The sequence below is a fragment of the Acinetobacter soli genome (assembly GCF_000760595.1).
GTDB classification, from domain to species: domain Bacteria; phylum Pseudomonadota; class Gammaproteobacteria; order Pseudomonadales; family Moraxellaceae; genus Acinetobacter; species Acinetobacter soli.
In genome coordinates this window covers 165,252-189,380 of sequence record NZ_BBNM01000004.1, presented here as the reverse complement: position 1 = coordinate 189,380, position 24,129 = coordinate 165,252, and the positions used below count along the sequence as shown (strand labels likewise).

The 24,129-nt window shown below is 39.1% G+C and carries 22 protein-coding genes and 1 tRNA gene; 15 read left to right on the top strand and 8 right to left on the bottom strand.

From position 1 onward, the window contains the following. Positions 1-63: 63 nt before the first annotated feature. Positions 64-1,041, bottom strand: a complete 978-nt coding sequence (lipA, locus tag Aso01_RS06815) for a lipoyl synthase (protein ID WP_004937186.1) — start codon at positions 1,039-1,041, stop codon at positions 64-66. 341 nt (positions 1,042-1,382) lie between these two features. On the opposite strand from lipA, the gene Aso01_RS06810 reads away from it, so the two are divergent. The 6 genes from Aso01_RS06810 (at position 1,383) to Aso01_RS06785 (ending at position 8,981) form a co-directional block, all read left to right on the top strand. After that, a complete protein-coding gene (locus Aso01_RS06810) occupies positions 1,383-2,345 on the top strand; it encodes a thiamine pyrophosphate-dependent dehydrogenase E1 component subunit alpha (protein ID WP_004937189.1) in 963 nt (320 codons plus the stop codon). A gap of 15 nt (positions 2,346-2,360) precedes the next feature. Continuing rightward, a complete protein-coding gene (locus tag Aso01_RS06805) occupies positions 2,361-3,380 on the top strand; it encodes an alpha-ketoacid dehydrogenase subunit beta (RefSeq protein WP_004937190.1) in 1,020 nt (339 codons plus the stop codon). A gap of 1 nt (position 3,381) precedes the next feature. Beyond that, complete coding sequence (locus tag Aso01_RS06800; protein ID WP_004937192.1) at positions 3,382-4,914, top strand: dihydrolipoamide acetyltransferase family protein; 1,533 nt, start codon at positions 3,382-3,384, stop codon at positions 4,912-4,914. A gap of 11 nt (positions 4,915-4,925) precedes the next feature. After that, positions 4,926-6,326 (top strand): dihydrolipoyl dehydrogenase, encoded by a 1,401-nt coding sequence (lpdA, locus tag Aso01_RS06795; protein WP_004937193.1) that lies wholly within the window; start codon positions 4,926-4,928, stop codon positions 6,324-6,326. 119 nt (positions 6,327-6,445) lie between these two features. After that, the gene (locus tag Aso01_RS06790; RefSeq protein WP_004937195.1) at positions 6,446-7,504 is read left to right on the top strand and encodes a 2,3-butanediol dehydrogenase; all 1,059 of its coding nucleotides are present in this window, start codon (positions 6,446-6,448) and stop codon (positions 7,502-7,504) included. Positions 7,505-8,534: 1,030 nt separating this feature from the next. Further along, positions 8,535-8,981 carry a BLUF domain-containing protein gene (locus Aso01_RS06785; protein WP_004937197.1) on the top strand — a complete coding sequence of 149 codons (447 nt, stop codon included), beginning with the start codon at positions 8,535-8,537 and terminating at the stop codon, positions 8,979-8,981. A 111-nt stretch (positions 8,982-9,092) separates the two neighbouring features. Here Aso01_RS06785 and Aso01_RS16150 read toward each other — a convergent pair whose 3' ends face one another. Continuing rightward, positions 9,093-9,167, bottom strand: a complete 75-nt coding sequence (locus Aso01_RS16150; protein ID WP_370736353.1) for a DUF6500 family protein — start codon at positions 9,165-9,167, stop codon at positions 9,093-9,095. 162 nt (positions 9,168-9,329) lie between these two features. On the opposite strand from Aso01_RS16150, the gene Aso01_RS06780 reads away from it, so the two are divergent. After that, on the top strand, positions 9,330-9,797 hold the full coding sequence (locus Aso01_RS06780; protein WP_004937198.1) for a putative hemolysin: 468 nt from the start codon (positions 9,330-9,332) through the stop codon (positions 9,795-9,797). Positions 9,798-10,246: 449 nt separating this feature from the next. Here the strand turns inward: Aso01_RS06780 and Aso01_RS06775 are convergent. After that, positions 10,247-10,323 (bottom strand) — tRNA-Ile (locus Aso01_RS06775). Between the two features lie 897 nt (positions 10,324-11,220). Here Aso01_RS06775 and Aso01_RS06770 point away from each other — a divergent pair. After that, positions 11,221-11,667: a BLUF domain-containing protein gene (locus Aso01_RS06770; protein WP_004937200.1), complete on the top strand. Its 447-nt coding sequence runs from the start codon at positions 11,221-11,223 to the stop codon at positions 11,665-11,667. 215 nt (positions 11,668-11,882) lie between these two features. Further along, positions 11,883-12,083 (top strand): hypothetical protein, encoded by a 201-nt coding sequence (locus Aso01_RS16010; protein ID WP_004937202.1) that lies wholly within the window; start codon positions 11,883-11,885, stop codon positions 12,081-12,083. 42 nt (positions 12,084-12,125) lie between these two features. Here Aso01_RS16010 and bioB read toward each other — a convergent pair whose 3' ends face one another. Next, positions 12,126-13,115: a biotin synthase BioB gene (gene bioB / locus Aso01_RS06760; protein WP_039909914.1), complete on the bottom strand. Its 990-nt coding sequence runs from the start codon at positions 13,113-13,115 to the stop codon at positions 12,126-12,128. Between the two features lie 84 nt (positions 13,116-13,199). Further along, positions 13,200-14,303, bottom strand: a complete 1,104-nt coding sequence (gene queG, locus Aso01_RS06755; RefSeq protein WP_004937207.1) for a tRNA epoxyqueuosine(34) reductase QueG — start codon at positions 14,301-14,303, stop codon at positions 13,200-13,202. A gap of 27 nt (positions 14,304-14,330) precedes the next feature. Between queG and Aso01_RS06750 the strand changes: the two genes are divergently transcribed. Continuing rightward, positions 14,331-15,800: a bifunctional ADP-dependent NAD(P)H-hydrate dehydratase/NAD(P)H-hydrate epimerase gene (locus tag Aso01_RS06750; RefSeq protein WP_004937208.1), complete on the top strand. Its 1,470-nt coding sequence runs from the start codon at positions 14,331-14,333 to the stop codon at positions 15,798-15,800. 8 nt (positions 15,801-15,808) lie between these two features. On the opposite strand, the gene ruvC is transcribed toward Aso01_RS06750, so the two are convergent. Further along, positions 15,809-16,354 carry a crossover junction endodeoxyribonuclease RuvC gene (gene ruvC, locus Aso01_RS06745; protein WP_025095186.1) on the bottom strand — a complete coding sequence of 182 codons (546 nt, stop codon included), beginning with the start codon at positions 16,352-16,354 and terminating at the stop codon, positions 15,809-15,811. Positions 16,355-16,480: 126 nt separating this feature from the next. Here ruvC and Aso01_RS06740 point away from each other — a divergent pair, with 126 nt between their 5' ends. Continuing rightward, the gene (locus Aso01_RS06740) at positions 16,481-17,050 is read left to right on the top strand and encodes an FxsA family protein (protein WP_004937213.1); all 570 of its coding nucleotides are present in this window, start codon (positions 16,481-16,483) and stop codon (positions 17,048-17,050) included. A gap of 37 nt (positions 17,051-17,087) precedes the next feature. Here the strand turns inward: Aso01_RS06740 and Aso01_RS06735 are convergent, their stop codons facing one another. Next, positions 17,088-17,279 (bottom strand): hypothetical protein, encoded by a 192-nt coding sequence (locus Aso01_RS06735; RefSeq protein ID WP_004937215.1) that lies wholly within the window; start codon positions 17,277-17,279, stop codon positions 17,088-17,090. Between the two features lie 232 nt (positions 17,280-17,511). Between Aso01_RS06735 and Aso01_RS06730 the strand changes: the two genes are divergently transcribed. Then, complete coding sequence (locus Aso01_RS06730) at positions 17,512-17,763, top strand: hypothetical protein (protein WP_004937217.1); 252 nt, start codon at positions 17,512-17,514, stop codon at positions 17,761-17,763. A gap of 67 nt (positions 17,764-17,830) precedes the next feature. Here the strand turns inward: Aso01_RS06730 and metK are convergent, their stop codons facing one another. Continuing rightward, positions 17,831-18,997 carry a methionine adenosyltransferase gene (gene metK, locus Aso01_RS06725; protein ID WP_004937219.1) on the bottom strand — a complete coding sequence of 389 codons (1,167 nt, stop codon included), beginning with the start codon at positions 18,995-18,997 and terminating at the stop codon, positions 17,831-17,833. A gap of 530 nt (positions 18,998-19,527) precedes the next feature. Here metK and tkt point away from each other — a divergent pair. From tkt to prmB, 3 genes are all read left to right on the top strand, one after another. Further along, complete coding sequence (gene tkt / locus Aso01_RS06720) at positions 19,528-21,510, top strand: transketolase (RefSeq protein WP_004937221.1); 1,983 nt, start codon at positions 19,528-19,530, stop codon at positions 21,508-21,510. Positions 21,511-21,805: 295 nt separating this feature from the next. Continuing rightward, positions 21,806-22,387: a YceI family protein gene (locus tag Aso01_RS06715; RefSeq protein ID WP_004937223.1), complete on the top strand. Its 582-nt coding sequence runs from the start codon at positions 21,806-21,808 to the stop codon at positions 22,385-22,387. A 730-nt stretch (positions 22,388-23,117) separates the two neighbouring features. Continuing rightward, the gene (gene prmB, locus Aso01_RS06710; RefSeq protein ID WP_004937225.1) at positions 23,118-24,128 is read left to right on the top strand and encodes a 50S ribosomal protein L3 N(5)-glutamine methyltransferase; all 1,011 of its coding nucleotides are present in this window, start codon (positions 23,118-23,120) and stop codon (positions 24,126-24,128) included. Position 24,129 lies beyond the last annotated feature (1 nt).

Genomic DNA, 24,129 nt, shown 5'->3' with positions numbered 1-24,129 from the left:
TTTCTATCGAATTTTAGTAAGTTTTGACCATATAGTTTTTTACTCAGGTTGAATCCAATTTCATCAGTCATTTCGATTAAGTTGGTCAGATAGTTGCTGTCCGTAGTACTGCTTTTCAGCAAAGTAACTCGATCTGACCAATGGGCCGCTCCAAATATTTTTAAATTTTAGGCGCTCTCCATGGATCTGATAATGTTTAAATTCTTCTAAGGTAACAAAGCGGTGAATGGGGGCATGAGATTTAGAAGGCTGTAAGTATTGACCAATAGTGACATAGTCTACTTGGTAATCTTTTAAGTCATTTAACAATACAATTATCTCTGCCTCCACTTCTCCTAAACCCACCATCAATCCGCATTTGGTGGGAATGTCTGGACAATAGTGTTTGAATTTATTCAGTAGATCCAATGAATGCTGATAGTCAGCGCCTGGTCGCATAGCTTTATACAGACGCGGAACGGTTTCAATATTGTGGTTAAAAACGTCAGGTGGATTTTGACTCAAGATTTTAAGCGCAATATCAGCACGGCCACGAAAATCAGGAACTAAAATTTCAATCAAAGTATCTGGGCTGGTTTCACGAATTTCTCGAATGCAATCAGAGAAGTGTTGTGCGCCGCCATCTTTTAAATCATCTCGATCAACCGAGGTAATCACCACATACTTTAATCCTAAATTCTTAACCGTTTCAGCCAAATTCTTTGGCTCATGAATATCTAAAACTTGAGGACGACCATGAGCCACATCGCAAAATGGACAACGTCGAGTACATATATCTCCCATGATCATAAATGTTGCCGTGCCACTGCCAAAACATTGCGGCAAATTAGGACAAGCTGCTTCTTCACACACCGTGTGAAGCTTTTGTTGTCTTAGTAAATTCTTGATCATTCGAACTTCTTCAGGCTGACTCATTTTAGTTCGAATCCACTCAGGTTTCTTTGGCGTAATTTCTGTTGGAACAATTTTAATTGGAATACGTGCTATTTTTTCAGCGCCTCTTAACTTATTTCCAATTAATATTGTGTTATTTAAATCCATTTTAAATGCTCCATTATTTAAAAATAATTAATATAAATCCCGATCTTCATTCTCTATTTTTATTGCGCCAATAATATAAAACTGGGCAAAAAACATATCATATAAAATAAAGGTTGGTTAAAGGTTTGTTTTAGCATGTATATGAATAATATAAAAAAATTACAAATTTTTTTGATTGTTTAACCTTTTGTTTTTTATGTTGATCTTACTGATTTAAAAATTAATTTTTTTTAGTCTAATATAAAATTAGAGAAAAATATTCTTATATAAATATACGGTTTAAAAATCTGATTATTCAATTTTGGATTTCTTTTTTAGCGTAATCAATAAGGAATAAATATATGCAGTTAACGGAAGAGCAATTGCTAGCAGCATACAAAAGAATGCGTGACATTCGTGAATTTGAGGATCGGCTTCACGATGAAAACAATACAGGTGATATCCCAGGATTCATTCATTTATATAGCGGTGAGGAAGCAGTTGCTGTAGGTATTTGTGAAAACCTAACAGACAAGGACTTTATCACATCAACACATCGTGGTCATGGACACTGTATTGCGAAGGGGTGTGATATCCACGCCATGATGTTAGAGATCTTTGGCAAAGATGAAGGCCTGTGCCGTGGTAAAGGCGGCTCAATGCATATTGCAGACTTAGATAAAGGTATGCTTGGTGCAAATGGTATTGTGGGCGGTGGCCCACCTTTAGCAATTGGGGCTGCTTTAAGTGCCAAAACACTTAGAACGGGTGGTATTGGTTTGTCGTTTACAGGCGATGGTGGCTCAAATCAGGGTTTAACTTTCGAAGCTATTAATATGGCGGTGGTGTTGAAGCTTCCTGTCATTTTTGTTTTTGAAAATAACGGCTTTGGTGAAGGCACGGCACATGACTATGCTGTAGGCAGTAAAGATATTGCAGGCCGAGCAGGAGGCTTTGGCTTACCTGCTGAAAAAGTAGATGGAACAGACTTTTTTGCTGTGTATGAAATCGCACAAAAAGCCATTGAACGTGCCCGCCGTGGTGAAGGCCCGAGTGTGATTGAAACGGTAACCAACCGGTTTTATGGACATTTTGAGGGTGATCCGGGGCTTATCCGTTCTAAAGAAGAGCTGGATTATGTGAAAGAACATAAAGATCCATTGAAAATATTCCGTGAAAAAGTCAAAGACAAAATTGACGAAGCCAAACTCGATGCGATAGATGCTCAGTCTAAAGCCAATGTAGACGATGCCGTTGCAAAGGCACGTGCAGCTAAGTACCCAGAAGTTTCTCAGTTACTTACCGATGTATACGTCTCTTACTAAAGGAATAGTAGAAAAATGCCAAATAAAAGTTATCGAAACGCAATTAAAGAAGCAATCGAATTAGAAATGCGCCGAGATCCAAGTGTTATTGTGGTTGGTGAAGATGTTCGTGGTGGACATGGCGGTAAAAATACCGATGACAATAAGCTGGAAGGTTTTGGCGGAGTACTTGGTGTAACCAAAGGCCTATGGACTGAATTTGGCTCTGAACGAGTCATTGATACGCCAATTACAGAATCTGCGATTATCGGTATGGCGGCAGGTGCTGCTGCTACAGGTTTAAGACCGGTAGCAGATTTAATGTTTATGGATTTTTATGGCGTGTGTTATGACATGCTTTATAACCAAGCGGCGAAATTCCGCTATATGTTTGGAGGGAAAGCCAAAGCACCACTCGTTGTACGCGGCATGATTGGTGCAGGTTTTTCAGCAGCAGCACAGCATTCTCAATCACCATATAACGTGTTTGCGTCGGTACCTGGGTTAAAAGTGGTGGTGCCTTCTAGTGCTTACGATGTCAAAGGATTATTGATTCAAGCCATTCGAGATGATGACCCAGTGGTCTTTTGTGAACACAAAATGTTATACGACATTAAAGGCGAGGTACCCGATGAAGCCTACACCATTCCTTTTGGTGTCGCAAATTACACCCGTGAAGGCACAGATATTACAATTATTGCCTTAGGCCTGATGGTACATCGTGCCAATGACGTTGCCGACAAGCTAGCAAAAGAAGGCATTTCGGTTGAAGTGGTTGATCCTCGTACCATTTCTCCACTAGACGAAGATGGCATTTTAGAGTCCGTAGCTTCAACAGGTCGGGTGGTGATTGTAGATGAATCTGCCGCGCGTTGCGGTTTCGGACACGATGTGGTTGCACTTATTGCCCAGAAAGGCTTTCATTATCTTAAAGCACCAATCGAGTTAGTCACTCCACCACATTCACCCGTACCATTTTCACCTGTATTAGAAAAAGAATGGCTACCAAGTGTAGAACGCATCGAGCAGGCTGTACGTAAGACATTGGAGGCTTAGGATGAGCGAAATTAAAACCTTAGAAATCCCAAAATGGGGTTTGTCCATGGAAGAGGGCACAATTGCCCAATGGCTGATTCAGGAAGGTACGCAATTTAGTAAAGGACAGGAAATTTGTGAAATTGAAACCACAAAAATCGTCAATGTTATGGAAGCACCTTTCGATGGCTTGCTACGAAAAATTATTGCTAAAGATGGTGACACACTAATTGTAGGTGGAGTCATTGCAATTTGTGCAGACGCTCAAGTTTCCGACGCAGAAGTTGAAGCATTTGCACAGTCCTTAAGTGGAACACCTGCGGTAACTGAAAATAAAGCGGTAACAGCAGTTCCTGAAAAAGTAGCTGTAGCTCAAGTTGAAACCAAAATACAAGCTGCTCCTAAACAGAACAGTGTTGGTAATGGATCCAAAGCGGTGACTCAGGGCGGATATTCTATTCCTGCTGCGTTACAAGGCTACCAGCAAAGCAATGATATTTTTGCAACGCCACATGCCTTGAAATTGGCTCAAAAGCACAATGTAGACTTGTCTCAGATTACGGGTTCTGGGCGTGAAGGTCGTATTAGTGTTCAAGATATTCAGACCGCAGTTCAAGCTGCTGGTGGTTCATGGCCAGATGTACGTCATCAAGCCAGTACCAAGGCCGCTAAATCTAAAGCAGATGATAGTCATGTTTTGGCAACACCTGTTGCTCGCCGCTTGGCCAAACAATGGGACATCAATTTGCATGATTGCCGTGCATCGGGTTCACGTGGACGAGTCTGCAAGGAAGATGTTGAAGCTGTCTATCAACGTGAAAACCCTATAAATGCTCAACATGATCATGCGCAACCGACAGAGTCCGCACAATTTACCACTGTAGCGATGAATGGTATGCGCAAAGCAATCGCTTCAAGGTTACAAGCGGCAAAACGCAATGCACCACATTTTCGCTTAACAATAGACCTAAATGTTGAATCGGTTCAGGCTTTGCGCCAGCAAATTAACAATACGGTGCCGCAAGTTAAGCTGTCTATCAACGATATGCTGATTAAAGCTGCTGCTGCCGCACTGATCAAAGTTCCGCAGGTTAACGTTCAGTTTGATGAAGAAAATCAGCAAATTCTACAGTTTGAACAAGCTGATATTTCGGTTGCTGTGGCCATCGAAAACGGACTGATCACACCAATTATTAAAGCAGCGAACCGTAAATCTTTGACGCAAATTTCCAATGATATGCGTGATCTGGCGACACGTGCCAAAACTGGAAAATTAGCACCTGACGAGTTTCAAGGCGGTAGTTTTAGTATTTCCAATTTGGGGATGCTGGGTATTCAACAGTTTGATGCCATTATTAACCCACCTCAAGGTGCGATTCTGGCCTTAGGTATAGCAGAAAAACGTGCTGTCGTCGAAAATGATGAGATTATTGTTCGTGAAATGGTGACAGCGACTTTATCTTGTGATCATCGTGTCATTGATGGTGCGTTGGGTGCTCAATTCTTATCGGCATTGAAGCAGTTTGTCGAAAATCCTGCATTAATTTTGGTGTAGGAGGAATAGCCATGTCAGATACACGATTTGATCTTGTGGTTATTGGTGCTGGTCCTGGAGGCTATGTCGCTGCGATTCGCGCAGCACAACTGGGATTAAAAACGGCAATCGTTGAAAAACAACACTTAGGCGGAGTCTGTCTGAATTGGGGATGTATTCCAACCAAGGCATTATTGAGCGGGGCTGCGCTTGCGCAGCAGTTCAAACATGCAGGACAGTTTGGTTTTACGCTTAACGCGATTGATTTTGACATTCAAAAACTGGTCCATCATAGCAGACAGGTTTCTGAGCAGCTGGTGCAAGGTATCGGTCAATTATTGAAAAAAAATCAAATCACTGTTTTAAATGCAACAGCTCAATTTGTTGCCAAAGAACGATTAGAGCTTACAGATGCGAATGGTCAAAAACAGCAGATTTCTGCACCGCATATTATTGTCGCAACAGGTGCACGTGCAGCCAATTTGCCTCATATTGCTGTAGATGGCCATCAGGTCTGGAGCTATAAAGAGGCTTTGGTTCCAGAACAATTACCAAAGTCTTTACTGGTCATTGGTTCGGGTGCTATAGGCAGTGAGTTTGCAAGCCTATACCAAGACTTAGGCTGCCAAGTCACCTTGGTTGATATTGCCAAGCAGATTCTCCCTAGCGAAGACATTGAAGTTGCGAAGTATGTACAAAAGCAATTTGAACAGCAGGGTATGCAGGTTTTAACCGAAGCAACTGTAAAAAAAATAGAAACTGGTCAGGCTCAATTACATTGTCATATTCAAACTGCCACAGGTGTGCAAGTCATTAGCGTTGAAAAGGTACTTTCAGCTATTGGTGTGAAACCAAATACTGAAAATCTGGGACTAGAAGCTTTAGGTGTCGAATTAGAGAATGGTTTTATTAAAGTCGACTCATGGTGCAAAACTAATATTGTGGGCGTATATGCAATTGGTGATGTTGCAGGCGCACCGTGTTTGGCACACAAGGCCAGTCACGAGGCTATTCTTTGTGTAGAGAAAATTGCAGGTTTAGATCATGTACATGCTTTAGATCGTACACAAATTCCGGGCTGTATCTTTACCCATCCGCAAGTGGCCAGTATTGGTCTGACAGAACAGAAAGCGAAAGCTGCGGGCTTGAATATCAATGTGGGTAAGTTTCCTTTGCAAGCCAATGGTAAGGCATTGGCTTTAGGTGATAGCACAGGATTCATTAAAACTATTTTTAGTCAGGAAACAGGTGAATTGTTAGGTGCTCACATGGTTGGGCATGAAGTTACCGAACATATTCAGGGTTTTGCCATCGCAAAATACCTAGAAGCGACAGATGAAAGCTTAGCGCAGGTCATTTTCCCTCATCCTACTTTGTCTGAAGCGATGCTTGAGTCGGTTTTATCTGCAATGCAACGTGCAATTCATATTTAAGGAGTCCGCAATGTGTCTAGAGATTTAAACAATAAAGTTGGATTAATTACGTTACAGGTCAGTTTATTTTGACAGATGGTGGAATGGTTTAGCGTTAGTATCAACATAAGGAATACATGATGAAAGCAGCTCGTTTTTATGACCGAGGGGATATTCGAATTGAAGATATCCCTGAGCCGAAAGTACTTCCAGGCACCGTTGGAGTTCAGGTTGCATGGTGTGGTATTTGCGGTACAGATTTACATGAATTCATGGAAGGGCCAATTTTTATTCCACCATGTGGTCATCCACATCCAATTTCAGGAGAGTCGGCACCTGTAACAATGGGACATGAATTTTCAGGTGTGGTTTATGCAGTTGGTGAAGGCGTAGATGATATCGAAATTGGACAACATGTCGTAGTTGAACCCTATATTATTGCTGACGATGTACCAACTGGCCCACATGATAAGTATCATTTATCAAAAAATATGAATTTTATTGGTTTAGGCGGGAGGGGTGGCGGTCTTTCTGAAAAAATTGCAGTTCAACGCCGTTGGGTACATCCTATTTCAAATGATATTCCTTTAGACCAAGCAGCGTTGATAGAACCTTTATCTGTTGGTCATCACGCCTATGTCAGAAGTGGTGCAAAAGCAGGTGATGTAGCATTGGTTGGTGGAGCTGGCCCAATAGGCTTACTTTTATCCGCAATTTTAAAGGCCAAAGGTCTTACGGTTATCATCACTGAGCTAAGTGCAAAGCGTAAAGAAAAAGCGATAGAGGCTGGTGTTGCCGATTATGTACTGGATCCATCTCAGGTTGATGTGGTAAATGAAGTAATGAAAATTACTCAAGACCGCGGTGTAGATGTTGCTTTTGAGTGTAGTAGTGTGAATAAAGTTATGGATACACTCGTCGCAGCGATGAAACCAACGGGTGTCGTTGTAATTGTTTCTATTTGGAGCCATCCTGCCACGATTAATGTACATAGCGTAGTAATGAAAGAACTAGATATTCGTGGCACGATAGCTTACGTCAATGACCATCAGGAAACTATTCGTTTAGTTGAGCAAGGCAAGATTAATCTAGAACCTTTTATTACCCAACGGATTGCTTTAGATGATCTTGTTTCTAAAGGCTTTGAAACATTGATTCATAATAATGAGTCTGCTGTAAAAATTATTGTTCATCCTTAAATGAATATTGCATATGAAATAAAATTATTTTTTTGCTACTACATTTTATCAATTCATATAGTTTATTGATCTAAATTAATTTTGATTATTCGCCCTGCTTAGGCAGGGTATACAAATAAGATCAAGAGTGAATATCAAAATATGAATGCTAGAAGCAGGAATAACCAAGAGAACTAACAGCAGAATTAATTCTTATTATGAATACTAATTGATCTAAAATGAAAAATTAATACGAGAAGTAATTTTTAAAAAAAGTAAACTGATCAACCTTATTTTCATACAGATGTTGCATAAGCAACTTATTATTCGTCTTCCCAGTACTCTTTTATTTTTAACTCATTCAAGAGAAGGAAAGTACGAATTTCCTATGCGATATTGCCAAAACTCTTAACATGCATGAAGCCAGACCGTAAAGAATAAAATATGGTGCGATGATCACATGATTTCACTTCAAAATACATCATAACATAGGTAATTACCAGAATTCGCGTATACTTCTCCTATCCAAAACTTGTAAGCATAAGAAAAGCTTATGGCTCTATTCATTTCCCCTTATTTTGCAAGACAATTTCTTATCCACGATTCGAGGTTATACATAAAAATTTCATAAAAGCCATTGATTGAAATTTATACAACTTGAATTAAGTTACTAAGAAATTGGAAAAAATGAACTGATCTGTACTCAATAAAATTGTACAAACATGTTGTATTTTGCAATGGAAATGTATATTAAGTCTCGTTAATTTTTTATGATTAGTAATAATTCTCAATTAAAAATATTTATCATTACTAATTTTTTGATTAAGAAATTGATTTTTATAAATTTTTTTAATTTATGGCAAAACTTTTTAGAAAAATATCACGAATCTTTTATTTGTTAAAATTTACTTAAAAAATACGTTTTTTTTTCGAGAAGTCATTACTTGTCAAATCTACTTAGAGTAATCTTTCCGTAATTAAAAGCACAAATCTCCCAAGCAAGCATTTGTATTATTTAATTTCTTTAAAATTATGTTAGATCGAGATAAGTATGAATGATGCAAGAATGCTGTATGTAAGTAAGTTGAAAGAGTGTGATAATCCAATGAATGAATTATTCAACATTTTGACTGAATCAATGAACTATAATGCCCCAAATGCAATTTGTGGTGCACTTTACTACGGAAATGGTTATTTCGTTCAATGTATTGAAGGTGATAAAACCAGAATTAATGAGCTTTTTCATAACAAAATCTTAAATGATCGACGTCATGAAAATTGCGAACTGATGTATTGCGAGGACATTAAAGAAAGACTATTTTCTCAATGGCATATGAAATATGCGATTTTCCACAAAGATATCGTGAATTTTTTCTCTCAAAGCAATGTTGATCAGTTTAATCCATATACGCTATCGTTCGATACCATTCCTGAATTTATTAATTTGCTTTCTAAACAGAAGGATAGCTACTATACGCTCAAGCTCAACAATATGTAGATCTGATCTTTATAGTATGCTGCTGAAAGCCTTGATTGGAGGCTTGTTTATATAAAGCTTACGAAAATTTTATGCTGACTCAAAATGATCTAGCATGTGTTTGAGAATCCATCATTGAGCTACTTCCATGAGTAGCTCTGCGTAGTCATTTCGACTCTTAAAGAAATCATAAAACGAAATACCCATTTTTTCATCTTCTCATTCTAATTTTTTAAGTAAATTATTATCTAAAGTAAGGGTTAATAAAGGTTTTCTAAAAATTTTCAAATCGGAATAAATACATTTATCATACTTCACCGAATAATTTTGTCTGATAATATCCTTTTTCCTCAGCTAGTTTATGATCTTATGAAAAAAACCCTAATTGGAACACTAGCCTCATCACTTTTGTTCACTGCATGCACATCTAGTGGTATTAGTAATACTAATAATATTAAATCAATTGGTATGGCCAATCCTGCCAATGTTCATTGTGAAAAAATAGGTGGAAAATCTTTCACCAAAAAAAATTTAGCTGGTGATGAGTTTGCATTTTGTAAGCTTTCAGATGGTTCAGAAGTAGATGCATGGGAGCTATTTAGATCTGCTCATCAACAAGATCATACTAACTTCATAGTTCATTATGATGCTGCCAAGAAGCAAAAAGTTTTGAGTAAAATACAGAATCAAAAATTAGAAACAGTATATATATTAGATAATTTAAGTATCATTGTAGTCTCTGTTCCTCAATCTAAGGTAAAAGAAATTGTTAATGAAATAGAAAAGACAGATGGTGTATTCGGCGTTCAAGAAGACTCAGTGAATCAACTTTATTAATAAAATTTGATATTATTTCCAGCCAATGGATTTAAATTAATTAGAATTTAAAATTAGTGAGTATAGAAATTTCATGCAATGACTGAGTAAAACTATCTCGCTAATTTTATTTTGATTTAACAAAAGTCTAAAAATAATATTTTAGTCATCTAGCTGACTTGTCATACTCTCAACATACAACTACATGTACGACGTTTTCTTTCATGAACCTAACTTCAATAGCTACTAATTCTTGACTCACAAAGTTAGTACTCATTAATAAATAAGCGTCTATGATTAATTTTAGTAGGGGACATTGCTCATTGCCTATTGCTCTGTAGCGAGGTAAAAGAAGAGAGCATCATAATCTTTAATGAGCCAGAAAAGATGAACTGGTTACATAGTGCTTGCATGAATTTCAAGCATTAAAAAACCACTTAGGATTAATGCACCTAAGTGGTTGTTTTATATGGTGGGCCCACCGTGACTCGAACACGGGACCAACGGATTATGAGTCCGCTGCTCTAACCGACTGAGCTATAGGCCCTATATCGCAAGTTATTGTATTTCAAACAATTTGCGTTGAGCGCAATCTTAGCGAATTTCAAAATATATTACAAGTTTTTTATTAAGTAGAAACAGAGTAAACTCTCAAAAAAATTGCAAAAAAAACGCTATATTGCAAAACATTCGGATTCTAGCTCATGTCATCTTGTTGAGTAAAGCAATCAAAGACAATTATTAACCAACTCGAATTGTTTTTGGCGATTTATTAATAAATTGAACGGGTAAGCTCTATTTTAAGCTTTAATGACTCCGAAAGATGCTTGTTGTAAAGGAAAGATAATACACAGTATGGCATATATACTTTGATTATTTATAGATCAATCACTCCAACAAAGCCCATTGGTGAATGTAAGAGATTTGAAGTAGATAAAGAACATCCATCTAGATCAGAGCATCAAAGCATGAGTTAGCAATAAGCGTGGGTACGGTATCAAATTTGCTAAATGATATCGAGATATCCGTAAATGGAAATTTAGGAAAAGTGATATGAAAAACTTTTTTTGTATGAAATTCAATCATTTATAGTGGGTATAAATTCAACAGATCTGCTAAGGATAAAATAAAAATATGTATCAATTTGCAATAGAATTGTTAAATTTGTCACACTTTTAAGGTGTGGAATAATATTAATTAATCTCTGTAAGTTATCAATAAATCTACATTATTAGAATAAGTGTTTGTTTTTAAATATATTTTTAATATAACGGCAGATTCTATCAATATTTGTTAAAAGTTGATCAAAAAAGAATATTTTTCATTTTAGTCATTACTTATACAAGAAGTTTAGAGTATTCTTTAAGTGATTAAAAGCACAAATCCCTTCAGCAAGTATTTGTATTATTTTAATTTTTTTAAATTATTATATATCGAGACAAGTATGAGCGATGCAAGAATGCTGTATGTGAGTAAGTTAAAAGAATGCGATAATCCAATGAATGAATTATTTAATATTTTAACTGAAGCATTAAATTTTAATACCCCAAATGCTATTTGTGGTGCACTTTATTATGGAAATGGCTATTTCGTTCAGTGTCTTGAAGGTAACAAAATCAAAATTAATGATCTTTTTCATAACAAAATCTTAAACGATCCTCGTCATGAAAATTGTGAATTAATGTATTGTGAGGATGTAACAGACAGATTATTTTCTAAATGGCATATGAAATATGCTATTTTTCACAAGGAAATTGTTAATTTTTTCTCTGAATATAATATTGATGAATTTAATCCATATACTTTGTCAATTGGTAATATTCCTGAATTTATTAATTTACTTTCTAAGCAGAAAGATAGCTTTTATACACTCAAACCAAACAGTGTTTGATTTTAATTTTTATAAGATAAACTAGATATAGAAATATATTTAGTTGAAAGGTGGGAAACTCGTTTTCCATCTTTGATTTTTACATATAAATTTTAATAAGAGAAAAATTAAAGAATACGTACTTATCCAATTAGCATTAAATGCTACACTTTATTTTATGTGGATTAACAATTATGATTATTCTTGAATATTTTTGGATTTGTTAAAGAAACGAAATGTCAAAAGTCGACCATGTAGTAACGCGAGATTTGAGTGAAACCATTATCTGGTTATTTCATCATCCTGATATTTTTGATTCACTACATTATGATACAGCAACAAACCAATTACGGGTATGTCACGCACTAGGTGAAGATCTGATTCGAGAAGGAATGTACTTAACTGCAAAATATGGAAATTTAGTGACATCAATATAAAAAACCCTCAAATGACTTGAGGGCTTTTCGTACCAACTGAACTTAAGCTGACATTGCATCGACAGCCATGGCACGTACAGATACTTTTGGTTTTTCTGCAACAAGGCCTAATTTTGCAAACAAGATCTGATCTTTACCTTCACCAGCGTTTGGTGTAGTGAGAAGTTTGTCACCGGAAAATAGGGAGTTTGCACCTGCCATAAATGCCAATGCTTGATCTGAATCACTCAAAGATTCACGGCCTGCCGAGAGACGAATATAACTCTGTGGCATGATAATACGTGCTACAGCAATGGTACGAATCCATTCAGTCACATCTAATTTTTCAACTTCTGCCAATGGCGTGCCTTCAATTGGCACCAGCATATTAATTGGCACAGATTCAGGATGAATTGGAAGCGTTGCAAGCTCATGTAACAAACCGATTCGATCTTGTTTCTGTTCGCCCAAGCCCACAATACCACCACTACACACTTTCATGCCTGCACCACGAACGTGATCAAGCGTATTCAAACGATCATCAAAGGTACGGGTACTGATAATATTGTTATAGTACTCGCGTGATGTATCGAGGTTGTGGTTGTAATAATCTAATCCAGCATCTTTTAAACGCTCAGCTTGGGACTGATTCAGCATACCAAGTGTCATACATGTTTCAAGGCCCAGTGATTTTACTTCGCGAACCATTTCAAGCACATAAGGCATATCGCGTTCGTGCGGATTACGCCATGCAGCACCCATACAAAAACGTGAAGAGCCAGATTCTTTAGCAGCTTTCGCTTCTAAAATAACTTTATCGACGGCAATACGCTTTTCTGCTTCTAATTTAGAATCATAATGTGCAGATTGAGAGCAATATTTACAATCTTCCGGGCATTTACCTGTTTTGATTGAAAGTAACGTACTTACTTGAATCGTGTTGGCAGAAAAATGCTCACGATGCACTTGTTGTGCCTGAAATACCAAATCTAAAAAAGGTTGATCGTAGAGTGCTTGGATTTCGTCACGAGTCCAATCATTACGTAATGTCATTGTCATAGTCCATGATGATTGCATTTACTAGTTCCTAATCATACAGAATTCGTGCCAAAGCCGAAGGGCAAAAAACATCATTTTTTAATGGATCTGGTATTGTTTTTTCAATTGTTGTTCAATTGCCCAATCAATATGAACTTGTACAATTTCATCATGCTGTTCGCGCGCCATTTTTAAGGCCTCGATGACTTCATCTGAGTAGGGTGCATTTCCCAAACCAATCGCAATATTGCGTTTAAATGATTGAAAGCCAGTTCGCCGAATTGGGCTACCTTCAGTATTTGCCAAAAATGTGGCCTCATTCCATGTCCATATTTCAAGTAGTGAAATATTATCTAATCCATGTCGCGGGTTGAAGTCCGGAATTGACGCTATTTTTGCAAAACTGTTCCACGGGCAAATGAGCTGGCAATCGTCACATCCAAAAATACGATTACCAATACCAGCTCTTAATTCTTCAGCAATGATGCCTTTATATTCAATGGTTAAATAGGCAATACATTTGCGTGCATCCAGCATATACGGTTCTACAATCGCTTGGGTTGGACAAATATCAATACAGGCGGTACATGAGCCACAATGTGCTGTGGCAGGCTGATCAAAGGGTAATTCCAAAGAGGTAAATAGTTCACCTAGCACAAAAAAAGAGCCAGATTTTTTATGAATGAGTAGGGTGTGCTTGCCCGTCCAGCCCATTCCGGCACTCTCCGCCAGTGATTTTTCAAAAATTGGCGCAGAATCGGCAAATGGACGTGATTCAAACTCACCAACGCGCGCTTTAATGATTCCAGCCAATGTTTTAAGGCGCCCACGCATGACCTTATGGTAATCGCGCCCACGTGCATAACGCGCAATAATGGCCGAGTTGGGTTGATCGGGCACATATCGAGGCTTGGGGCTTTCCACTAGATAATTCATGCGCACACAAATAATGCTTTTGGTGCCCGGCACCAGTAGGGTTGGGTCGGCACGCTTATCGAGATTTTCTGCCAGATAATGCATATCGGCATGATAACCACGTTTCAAATACTCTTTAAAACGTGGCATTTGGTCTTGAGCATCTGGTTTAGCGATGACACAATCAGAAAAACCCAGCGCTAAGGCCTGCGATTTAATCCAGCTTTTGAGTTCTTCTGGATCATCTTGGGTAAGGGGAATGCTGCCATGCGGCTGATCAAGTGGCATAAATTAAAAAATAACGGAGAATTCAAAATGCATGCAGCAGTTTATCACAGCCAAGAGATCCGAGCATGGGAACAACGATGGTTCCAAAAGCAAAATTCATCGCTCGGGCTTATGCAACAGGTTGCATGGTCGATTTGCAATAAATTAGATCATTTCATTCAAAAAAATAGCCTAAGTGTTCGTAAAATCGCGGTTTGGTGTGGAATGGGGAATAACGCAGGTGATGGTTATTTTCTGGCGGCTTATCTTCAGCAAGCGGGTTATCAGGTTACTATTTTTGCTGCCCCGGCAGGTGAATCTCCAGATCTTGCGCAGGCCGTACAAACTGCGCGTAGGCATCAGCTTAATATTCATTCATCTTTCGATGTACCCGATGTATATGATTGTCATATCGATGCGCTATTTGGTCATGGTTTAAATCGTAACCTCGACTCAGACTGGCAGACGGTGATTAAGCACTTTAATCAGCTTTCGGGGTTGAAAGTGGCGATTGACTTACCTAGTGGCTTAAATGCAAATACGGGGCAGTGCTTACCTATAGCAATTAAAGCAGATATTACCTATACCGTGCTTGCCCACAAAATTGGACTGCATACAGGGCAAGGTTCTGAGTTCTCTGGACAAGTTGAACTGATTAACTTGCTTCCACCTGACGTTTCGTTGCGAGCGACCGCACTTTTAAAGTCTGCCAAGATTATATTGCCTAAACGCCAAGCCTTTGGACATAAAGGAACATATGGCCATGTACTGGTTGTTGGTGGCCATCGTGATATGGGCGGCGCGGTGATTATGGCAGCAGAAGCAGCCTTTCATGCTGGCGCCGGAAAAGTGACTGTGGTTTGTGATGCGACTCATCATGCTGCTATTTTGGCACGAGCGCCCAACATCATGATTAAAGACATTCAAGCTTTAACTTCAGATGAAATTCTGACTCTACTTCAGCAAATCGATTCGGTTTGTTTTGGTATGGGGCTTGGCCGTGATGAATGGTCAGAAAAACAGTTTATGAAATGGTGTCCTGTATTACTGAAACGCACTGAATTACATCTAGTCATCGATGCCGATGCACTCTGGTTTTTAGCTGAACACAGTTTCACATTTTCACAAAACGTATATCTCACCCCTCATGCTGGCGAGGCGGCGAGATTACTAAATACTTCTGCTAAAGAGATCGAACAAGATCGAGTGACTGCCATTGAGCAGCTTTATCAGCGATTTTCCGGACAATGGGTACTCAAAGGTGCTGGTAGTCTTATTTTGGAGCCAGATCAGCTCTGGATCTGTACAACTGGCAATGCCGGCATGGGCACGGCGGGTATGGGGGATGTACTGGCAGGTATGATTGCCAGCCTGAAAGCACAACTCGATACACATATTTCGTTATCGGATATTGTGACTTTACACGGACAGGCAGGTGATCGACTGGCGCAATCGGGCCAACGAGGGATTCAGGCGCACCAAATGCTTGATGCGATCTATCAGGTTGTTAATCCTTAGATTTCATTTTAACGACGCCGGCTACTGTATCTGCTGCGGCCTCTGGCCATACCGCCAAGTGCATTGAGCACTGCAAATTTACTCATATTGCCCGATGCATGGGCATGGCAAATTGCAGCAGCCAAGGCATCCGCAGCATCTGCTTGTGGTTTGATGGTTAAGCTCAAAATACGCATGACCATCATTTGCACTTGCTCTTTGTCGGCTGCGCCATATCCAACCACCGATTGTTTGATCTGACGTGCGGTATATTCAGCCACGTCTAGATCTAAATTGACCAATGCAGCAATCGCAGCGCCGCGTGCTTGACCGAGTTTTAAAGCAGAATCTGGGTTTTGTGCCATAAATACTTGCTCAACCGCAGCTTCGGTTGGGCCATGAAACTTTACAATGCGTTCAACGCCAGCAAAAATTCGTTTTAATCGCTCAGGCATTCCTTGGGTTTCGGTGCGAATCGTACCGGCATCGATAAAACGTAGGTCATTTCCATTTTTTTCAATGATTCCATAACCGGTTAAACGCGAACCTGGATCAATTCCGATGATTAATGGCATAAAAGACTTTAAAAATAAAATAATGCCCATATTTTTACATAAGCGCATGAAAAAAGCTTGATTCTCTTTGAGTCGGTCTTGATACTGCATAAAACCTTTAATTTTTTGAGATAGACATAGTTTTAAATGAATTTACTTCTTATTGTTGTTCTTGGCGCGATTCTGGAAATTGCTGTATGGATTGGCATTGCTCAATTCATAAGCGGCTGGTACGTGTTTTTCTGGTTTATTATCGCTTTTTTCATTGGTTTGAACATGTTACGTTCAAGTGCATCCACCATCATGCCACAACTACAACAAATGCAGATGTCAGGTCAGCTTGGTAACGATCCAGCGGTCAGCAAGAAACTTGCAACGGCGATGGCTGGCTTTTTACTAATGATACCGGGTGTGATTTCCGATATTTTAGCGTTATTGATTTTAATTCCAGGGGTACAAACATTCTTCCGTAATGCCTTAATGAAAACGCTCGCTAAGCGTCAAGAAGCCATGATGAACAAAATGATGGGTGGCATGATGGGAGGTGCTGGCGGAACGAATGGCCAAAACCCATTTGAAGATCTCATGCGTCAAATGCAAAATATGCAGAATCAGCAGGGTGGTGGATCTCCATTTCAAGATTCAAATGTAATTGATGGTGAAGCGCGCGAAGTGAAGCCAGATCAGAAACAAATCGAGCACAAAGATCAGAAATAAACGATTTTCTGAGTTGAAAAAAAGCTGAATGATATTTTCATTCAGCTTTTTTATTGTCATCAGTTTTATCAGAAGTCTTTTGATCTGATGTGAGGCCAGAAGCTTCAGTACCGTGATTGGGTTGATATTTGTTGGGAAGGAGCGCAGTTTGGCGATTTTCAGACTGCTGATAACCACGGCTGCGGTTCGCGCGCTCACGGAAACCACCTTTATTAATAAGTTGAGCCATATGATGAGATTAATTGCTGCATGACATTTCACATTTTAACAGTTGAAACTTTTTTTCACTAGCAGTGCTAAAAATGTAACAATTTTGGCACTATTGAGTCATTTGATTGAAATGGTTTGCTGTTGAAATATCGTACACATTGTCATAGTATGCAATTAAAGATCCATATTTGGTTCTTAATTATGCAAACGAAACTAGAAAAATAAATCAGCACTAAGACAGGGGGAAGCCCATGCTGTATCAATATCGTTGTGCGTGTTGTGACAAGGTCGTTGCATCAACAGACAAAGAATGTCCTCACTGTGGTTCGCATCATATCCGTAGTCCTTACGGGTGGTGGGTATTTTGCTTAGTGGGTTGTCTAGCCGTAGTGATGGTGGTTAAAACCTTTCATTTCTATGTTGAGGCGCAAGATGACACACCCAATCAGCATACTTTGCTGGACATTTTTAATCATGATAAACCGACTAAATCGAATCAATAACGCGTAATTAAAACCAAAAAAAATGTCCGACTTGTGTCGGACATTTTTTTAATCAATTACTTAGCAATTAAAGGCCAGATGCATCTTTGAGCACTTGTACTTTATCTGTTTTTTCCCAAGTAAAGGCAGTATCTGATCCTTCGCGACCAAAATGGCCGTAAGCAGCAGTTTGCTTATACATCGGTTGAAGCAGGTTAAGCATACGGGTAATACCAAATGGACGAAGGTCGAAGTGTTCGCGCACCAAGGCCACGATCAATTCGTCATCTACTTTTCCAGTATTAAACGTATTGATTGAAATCGAAGTTGGCTCAGCCACACCAATCGCGTAGCTTACCTGAATTTCACATTTGTCTGCCAAGCCAGCTGCAACAATATTTTTTGCCACATAGCGCCCTGCATAAGCAGCAGAACGGTCAACTTTCGATGGATCTTTACCAGAGAATGCACCACCACCGTGACGTGCCATACCGCCGTAAGTATCTACAATGATTTTACGACCTGTTAAGCCACAGTCACCCACTGGGCCACCAATCACAAACAATCCCGTTGGATTAATGTGGAATTTAGTTGCGGCATGGAACATGTCCGCTGGAATAACTGGCTTGATAATTTCTTCAATAATGGCTTCTTTTAGCTGTGCTTGAGAAATTTCAGGATCGTGTTGAGTCGATAAAACGACCGCATCCAAGCGAACAGGTTTGCCATTTTCATAAGCGAATGTTACTTGGCTTTTTGCATCTGGTCGTAACCATGGCAAAACACCAGAGCGACGAAGCTCGGCTTGACGTTCCATTAAGCGATGCGCATAAGAGATTGGTGCAGGCATAAGCACGTCAGTTTCACGGCTTGCATAACCAAACATCAAACCTTGGTCGCCAGCGCCTTGATCTTCAGGTTTCTGACGATCTACACCTTGTGCAATTTCAGGTGATTGCTTGCCGATCATGTTAATGACCGCACAGGTTGAACCATCAAATCCGAGATCAGAGTGATGGTAGCCAATACCGTTTACGGTTTGACGAACGATCGCTTCAAAATCAACATTCGCTGTTGTGGTAATTTCACCAGCCAGAACCACAGCACCTGTTTTTACGAGTGTTTCACAAGCAACCCGTGCGTATGGGTCTTCTTTTAAGATCGCATCCAAAATAGCATCACTGATCTGATCTGCCATTTTATCGGGATGACCTTCGCTTACAGATTCCGAAGTAAAAACAGCGTACTCGCGCATGAAAGTCCTATCACAGTTAATTCAAAAGACGGGATATGTTACATCGACTTAGACTTCAGGACTAGCTTAAGCTGACTAAAATCAATGAATTTATTTCAATTCATATAAATTTTAATTTATATCAATAGAACTTATAAAGCATAGTGTTTTGTCTAAGTTTCAGTTATACAATAATCAATCTCAGATGAAATTTATGTGAAATCATCCGATTCTTTTCACCGAAGTGTATTAAATCGAAAACTCTATAACTGATTGAAGCTAACAAAGACGTATATAAAGATGAATAAAATTCACTTTCAACAAGATTGAGTGTTTAAATTTATTGCCTTTAGATTTGTTCATCAGATTTGAGCAATTTAAAAATCATCGAGAATCAGTTAATTTTTAAACATTTTGTGCCTGAATTCAAAAAAACAAACATGAAACGTCACTCTAGGCTTTACCCATTCAGTTTTTTTTAAGACAATACTCACAGTTTGAATTCTGATTCATTTCTTCTTCCTTATCAGCTTTAATTTGGATACTGACCTATGACGACCCCTTTAAACGAACGTCGTATTGCAAACGCAATTCGTGTATTGGCTATGGATGCTGTGCAACAAGCAAACTCAGGGCATCCTGGTGCACCAATGGGGATGGCAGATATTGCTGATGTGGTGTGGCGTGAATTTTTAAACCATAATCCAGCAAACCCGCAATGGGCCAACCGTGACCGTTTTGTACTTTCTAATGGTCATGGATCAATGCTGCATTATGCTTTGTTGCATTTAACTGGTTATGATCTTTCAATTGACGATTTAAAACAGTTCCGTCAGCTTCATTCAAAAACACCGGGTCACCCAGAATATGGTTATGCACCAGGTATCGAAACAACAACAGGTCCTTTAGGTCAGGGCATTGCAAATGCTGTTGGTTTCGCACTGGCTGAAAAAACACTAGCGGCTCAGTTCAATAAAGACGATTTAACAGTCGTTGATCATTTCACTTATTGCTTCTTGGGCGATGGCTGTTTGATGGAAGGCATTTCACATGAAGTGTGTTCATTGGCGGGTACATTAGGTCTGGGCAAACTCATTGCTTACTATGACGACAATGGCATCTCGATTGATGGTGAGGTTGAAGGTTGGTTCAGTGATGATACTGAGCAACGTTTTAAGGCTTACGGTTGGCAAGTTCTTCGTGTAGATGGTCATGATGCCGCTGCAATCCGTCAGGCAACGATTGAAGCAAAAGCAGAAACTACTAAACCAACTTTAATTATCTGTAAGACAATTATTGGTTTAGGTTCTCCAAACAAGCAAGGTAAAGAAGACTGTCACGGTGCGCCATTGGGTGCAGAAGAAATCAAACTTACCCGTGAAGCACTGGGTTGGAGCGATGAAGCATTTGTTATTCCGCAAGATATTTATGCCGCATGGAATGCCAATGAAAAAGGTCAAACTTCTGAAGCTGCATGGAATGAAGTATTTGCCGCATATCAAGCAAAATATCCAACTGAAGCAGCAGAATTATTGCGCCGTGTAAATGGTGACTTGCCAGCAGACTTTACTGCACAAGCCGATGCATTTATTGCGCAGGTGAATGAGAAAGCAGAAACAATTGCAACCCGTAAAGCGAGCCAGAACACCTTGCAAGCGTTTGGTCCGTTATTGCCAGAAATGCTAGGCGGTTCAGCAGATTTGGCAGGTTCTAACCTGACACTTTGGAAAGGGTGTGAAGGTGTGCAGGACAACCCAGCAGGAAACTACGTTTACTATGGCGTACGTGAATTCGGTATGACAGCCATTGCTAACGGTGTTGCGCTGCACGGTGGTTTTGTTCCTTATGTTGCAACGTTCCTGATGTTTATGGAATACGCGCGTAATGCTGTACGTATGTCTGCATTAATGAAGCAACGTGTGATTCATGTATATACCCACGATTCAATTGGTTTGGGTGAAGATGGTCCAACACATCAGCCAATCGAGCAAATCGCGTCACTTCGTGGTACGCCAAACCTCAATACATGGCGTCCTGCTGATACAGTTGAAACAGCAATTGCATGGAAATCTGCGCTTGAGCGTAAAGATGGTCCAACCGCATTGATCTTGTCTCGTCAAAACTTGCCATTCCAGTCACGTACTGAAGCACAAATTCAAGATGCTGCGAAAGGCGGTTATGTATTGGCACAAGAAAAAGGCGAATTGAAAGCGATCATTATTGCAACAGGTTCTGAAGTATCTATCGCGATGGAAGCCTACGCACAGCTTGAAGGCGTTCGTGTGGTATCTATGCCTTGCGCAGAGTTGTTCATGACTCAAGATGCAGCATATCGTGAAGCGGTATTGCCTGTGAGCATTCGTGCTCGTGTTGCGGTTGAAGCGGCGCATGTCGATTACTGGTGGAAGTTTGTAGGTCTAGACGGTAAAGTGATCGGAATGACCACTTATGGTGAATCTGCACCTGCAAAAGATTTGTTCCAGCACTTTGGTATTACTAGCCAAGCTGTAATTGAAGCGGTACAAAGCTACTAAGTTTTAGCGCTTTAAAAGAAAAGCCCTTGTTTGCAAGGGCTTTTTTTGCCTGTAATTGTGATCGATTGAATCAATAATGTAGCTTTTTGTCTTTTAAAATAAGATAAATTCTTCAGAGCAACTTTTATTGCATCCTCTAAATGTATAATTTAAATAAATAAAATTTAAAATTATTAAGAAAAATTAAATTTAAAGTGTGGTGTTTCATCCATGCAACATATCGTTTTATAAATCAGAATGATTTAAATTGTTGAATGTATAGACTAAATAACATGATTTAAAAGGAAAACATCGAATGAAACTTCAATCATTATCTTTAGGTTTGGCGGTTGCGATCAGCAGTACATTGGCACTTGCAGCGCCAGTAGATTATAAAATTGATCCAACGCATACAGCAACCGTATTTAGCTGGAACCATTTTGGTTTTTCAACACCAAGCGCGAACTTCAGTGACATCCAAGGTGTCATTAAAGTCGATAACGCTAAACCTGCGAACTCATCGGTAGACGTGACGATTCCAGTCAGTAGCGTAAATACCAATGTGCCAGCTCTAGATAAAGAATTCCAGCAAGAAGGCTGGTTTAATGCAGCCAAGTATCCAAACATTACCTTCAAAAGTACTAAAGTTGAAACCAAAGACAAAAAACACTTCAAAATTACAGGTAATTTAACCGTTAAAGGCATTACCAAACCTGTGGTGCTTGATGCTGTACTTAATAAACAAGGTGAGCACCCAATGGCAAAAGTTCCAGCGATTGGCTTTAATGCAACTACTTCGTTTAACCGCTCAGAATTCGGTATCGGTAATTATGTGCCGAATGTGGGAGATAAGATCACAGTCAACATCACCACTGAAGCAACTGCTGCTAAAAAATAAGTAATGACACAATAAATGATTCAAAAAGAGATGCTGAGGCATCTCTTTTTTTATTTAAATTCATATTTACAAAGACTTAATTTAAATATTTTAATTATTCCATAAATTAGAAAATTTAAATCCAATTCCCATCATTATGTGATTGAAATCGCTCTAAATATAATCTGATTGTAGATCACCATAAAAACAGCAAGATCAAAAGGATAAGTCTTTTCAAGCATTATTTTAAAACGTCTAAAATGAGTATGCTGCTGTATTTTATTTATAGGCACATTACCATACGCCAAATATCTAAAGAGTATAAATATAAAGAAAGTAAGCGTGAGCAGAAATATATCGAATAGATCGCTTTGATAATAGATAGCTATAGCAATTAAGATTGACCACACGACGATTGAAGAAGGGATGAGTCTGATCATTGTTGTCTTCGAGATTTTTAAAGGATTAATGAAAATAATTAATTTTTATTCAATTTAGTTTAGATGAGCTTTGCTTAAATTGAAAGCAAGATTTAATACTTGATGTATAAGGCACTGGTTCAGAATGAAATCAATATGATTGAAATAAGATAGATCGTTTTATCGCTTTTAGTACTTCGTGTTTTCATAACAGGCTCAATCGCACCTCGTGATCACAGTTCCTTTAAATGCATACCATCTTGATCTTATAAAGCTTGGCAAAACAAGGTATGATAACGCGTTTTGCATAACAACCTTTTGGAGATCCCTGAGTGGAGCGACCGACAATCAGCCCTGAACATTTACAGGAAGCAGCAGAAAGTTTAAGCACAATTCGTGATTTTATTCGTTTTGGTGTGACTGCATTACGTCAATATGATGCTCATTTAGGACAAGGGACAGAAGATTATTTTGCTGAAAGCTCAGCATTGGTATTGCAAACGTTGTCACTTGAATGGGCGGCAGACTCAGAAATTCTAGATGCCAAATTGCTGCCAAGTGAAAAAGCCGAATTTTTGAGTTTACTCGAACGCCGTATCAATGAGCGTACGCCAACGTCATATTTGCTGAATCTTGCTTATTTTGCCAACAAACCGTTTTATGTCGATGAGCGTGTTTTAATTCCTCGCTCACCGGTAGCAGAGCTGATCGAACAACGTTTTGCGCCGTATTGCCTCGATGAAAATGGTCAAATGCGAGAGGCACAAAACAATCTGCCGGAAAATGCTGCGCCAAAAACACCGCACCGAATTCTAGATATGTGTACAGGTTCAGGATGTATCGCGGTTGCATTGGGTTATGCGTATCCAGATGCAGAAGTAGATGCAACAGATATTTCAAAAGAAGCACTTGAAGTGGCTGCGCTGAACGTTGAACATCACAATAAGCAATATCAAATTGCACTTATGGAGTCGGATCTTTTCGCAAAAATTCCTGCTGAAAATCAGTACGATTTGATTGTCAGCAACCCGCCTTATGTTGACGCTGAAGATATGGCTGACTTGCCAGAAGAGTTTTTACATGAGCCTGAACTGGCTTTGGCAGCAGGTCAGGATGGACTAGATTTGGTGCGTAAAATGCTCGCTCAAGCGGCTGATTATTTAAGCGAAAACGGTCTGATTGTGATTGAGGTGGGTAATTCTGAGTGGGCGATGCGTCAAAACTTTAATACGGTCGATTTTCACTGGTTGACATTCCAAAAAGGTGGTTCGGGAATCTTTGCATTGACTGCTGAACAGTGCCGTCGTCATCAGAAATTATTTCAAGCATCATTAGAGGGATAAG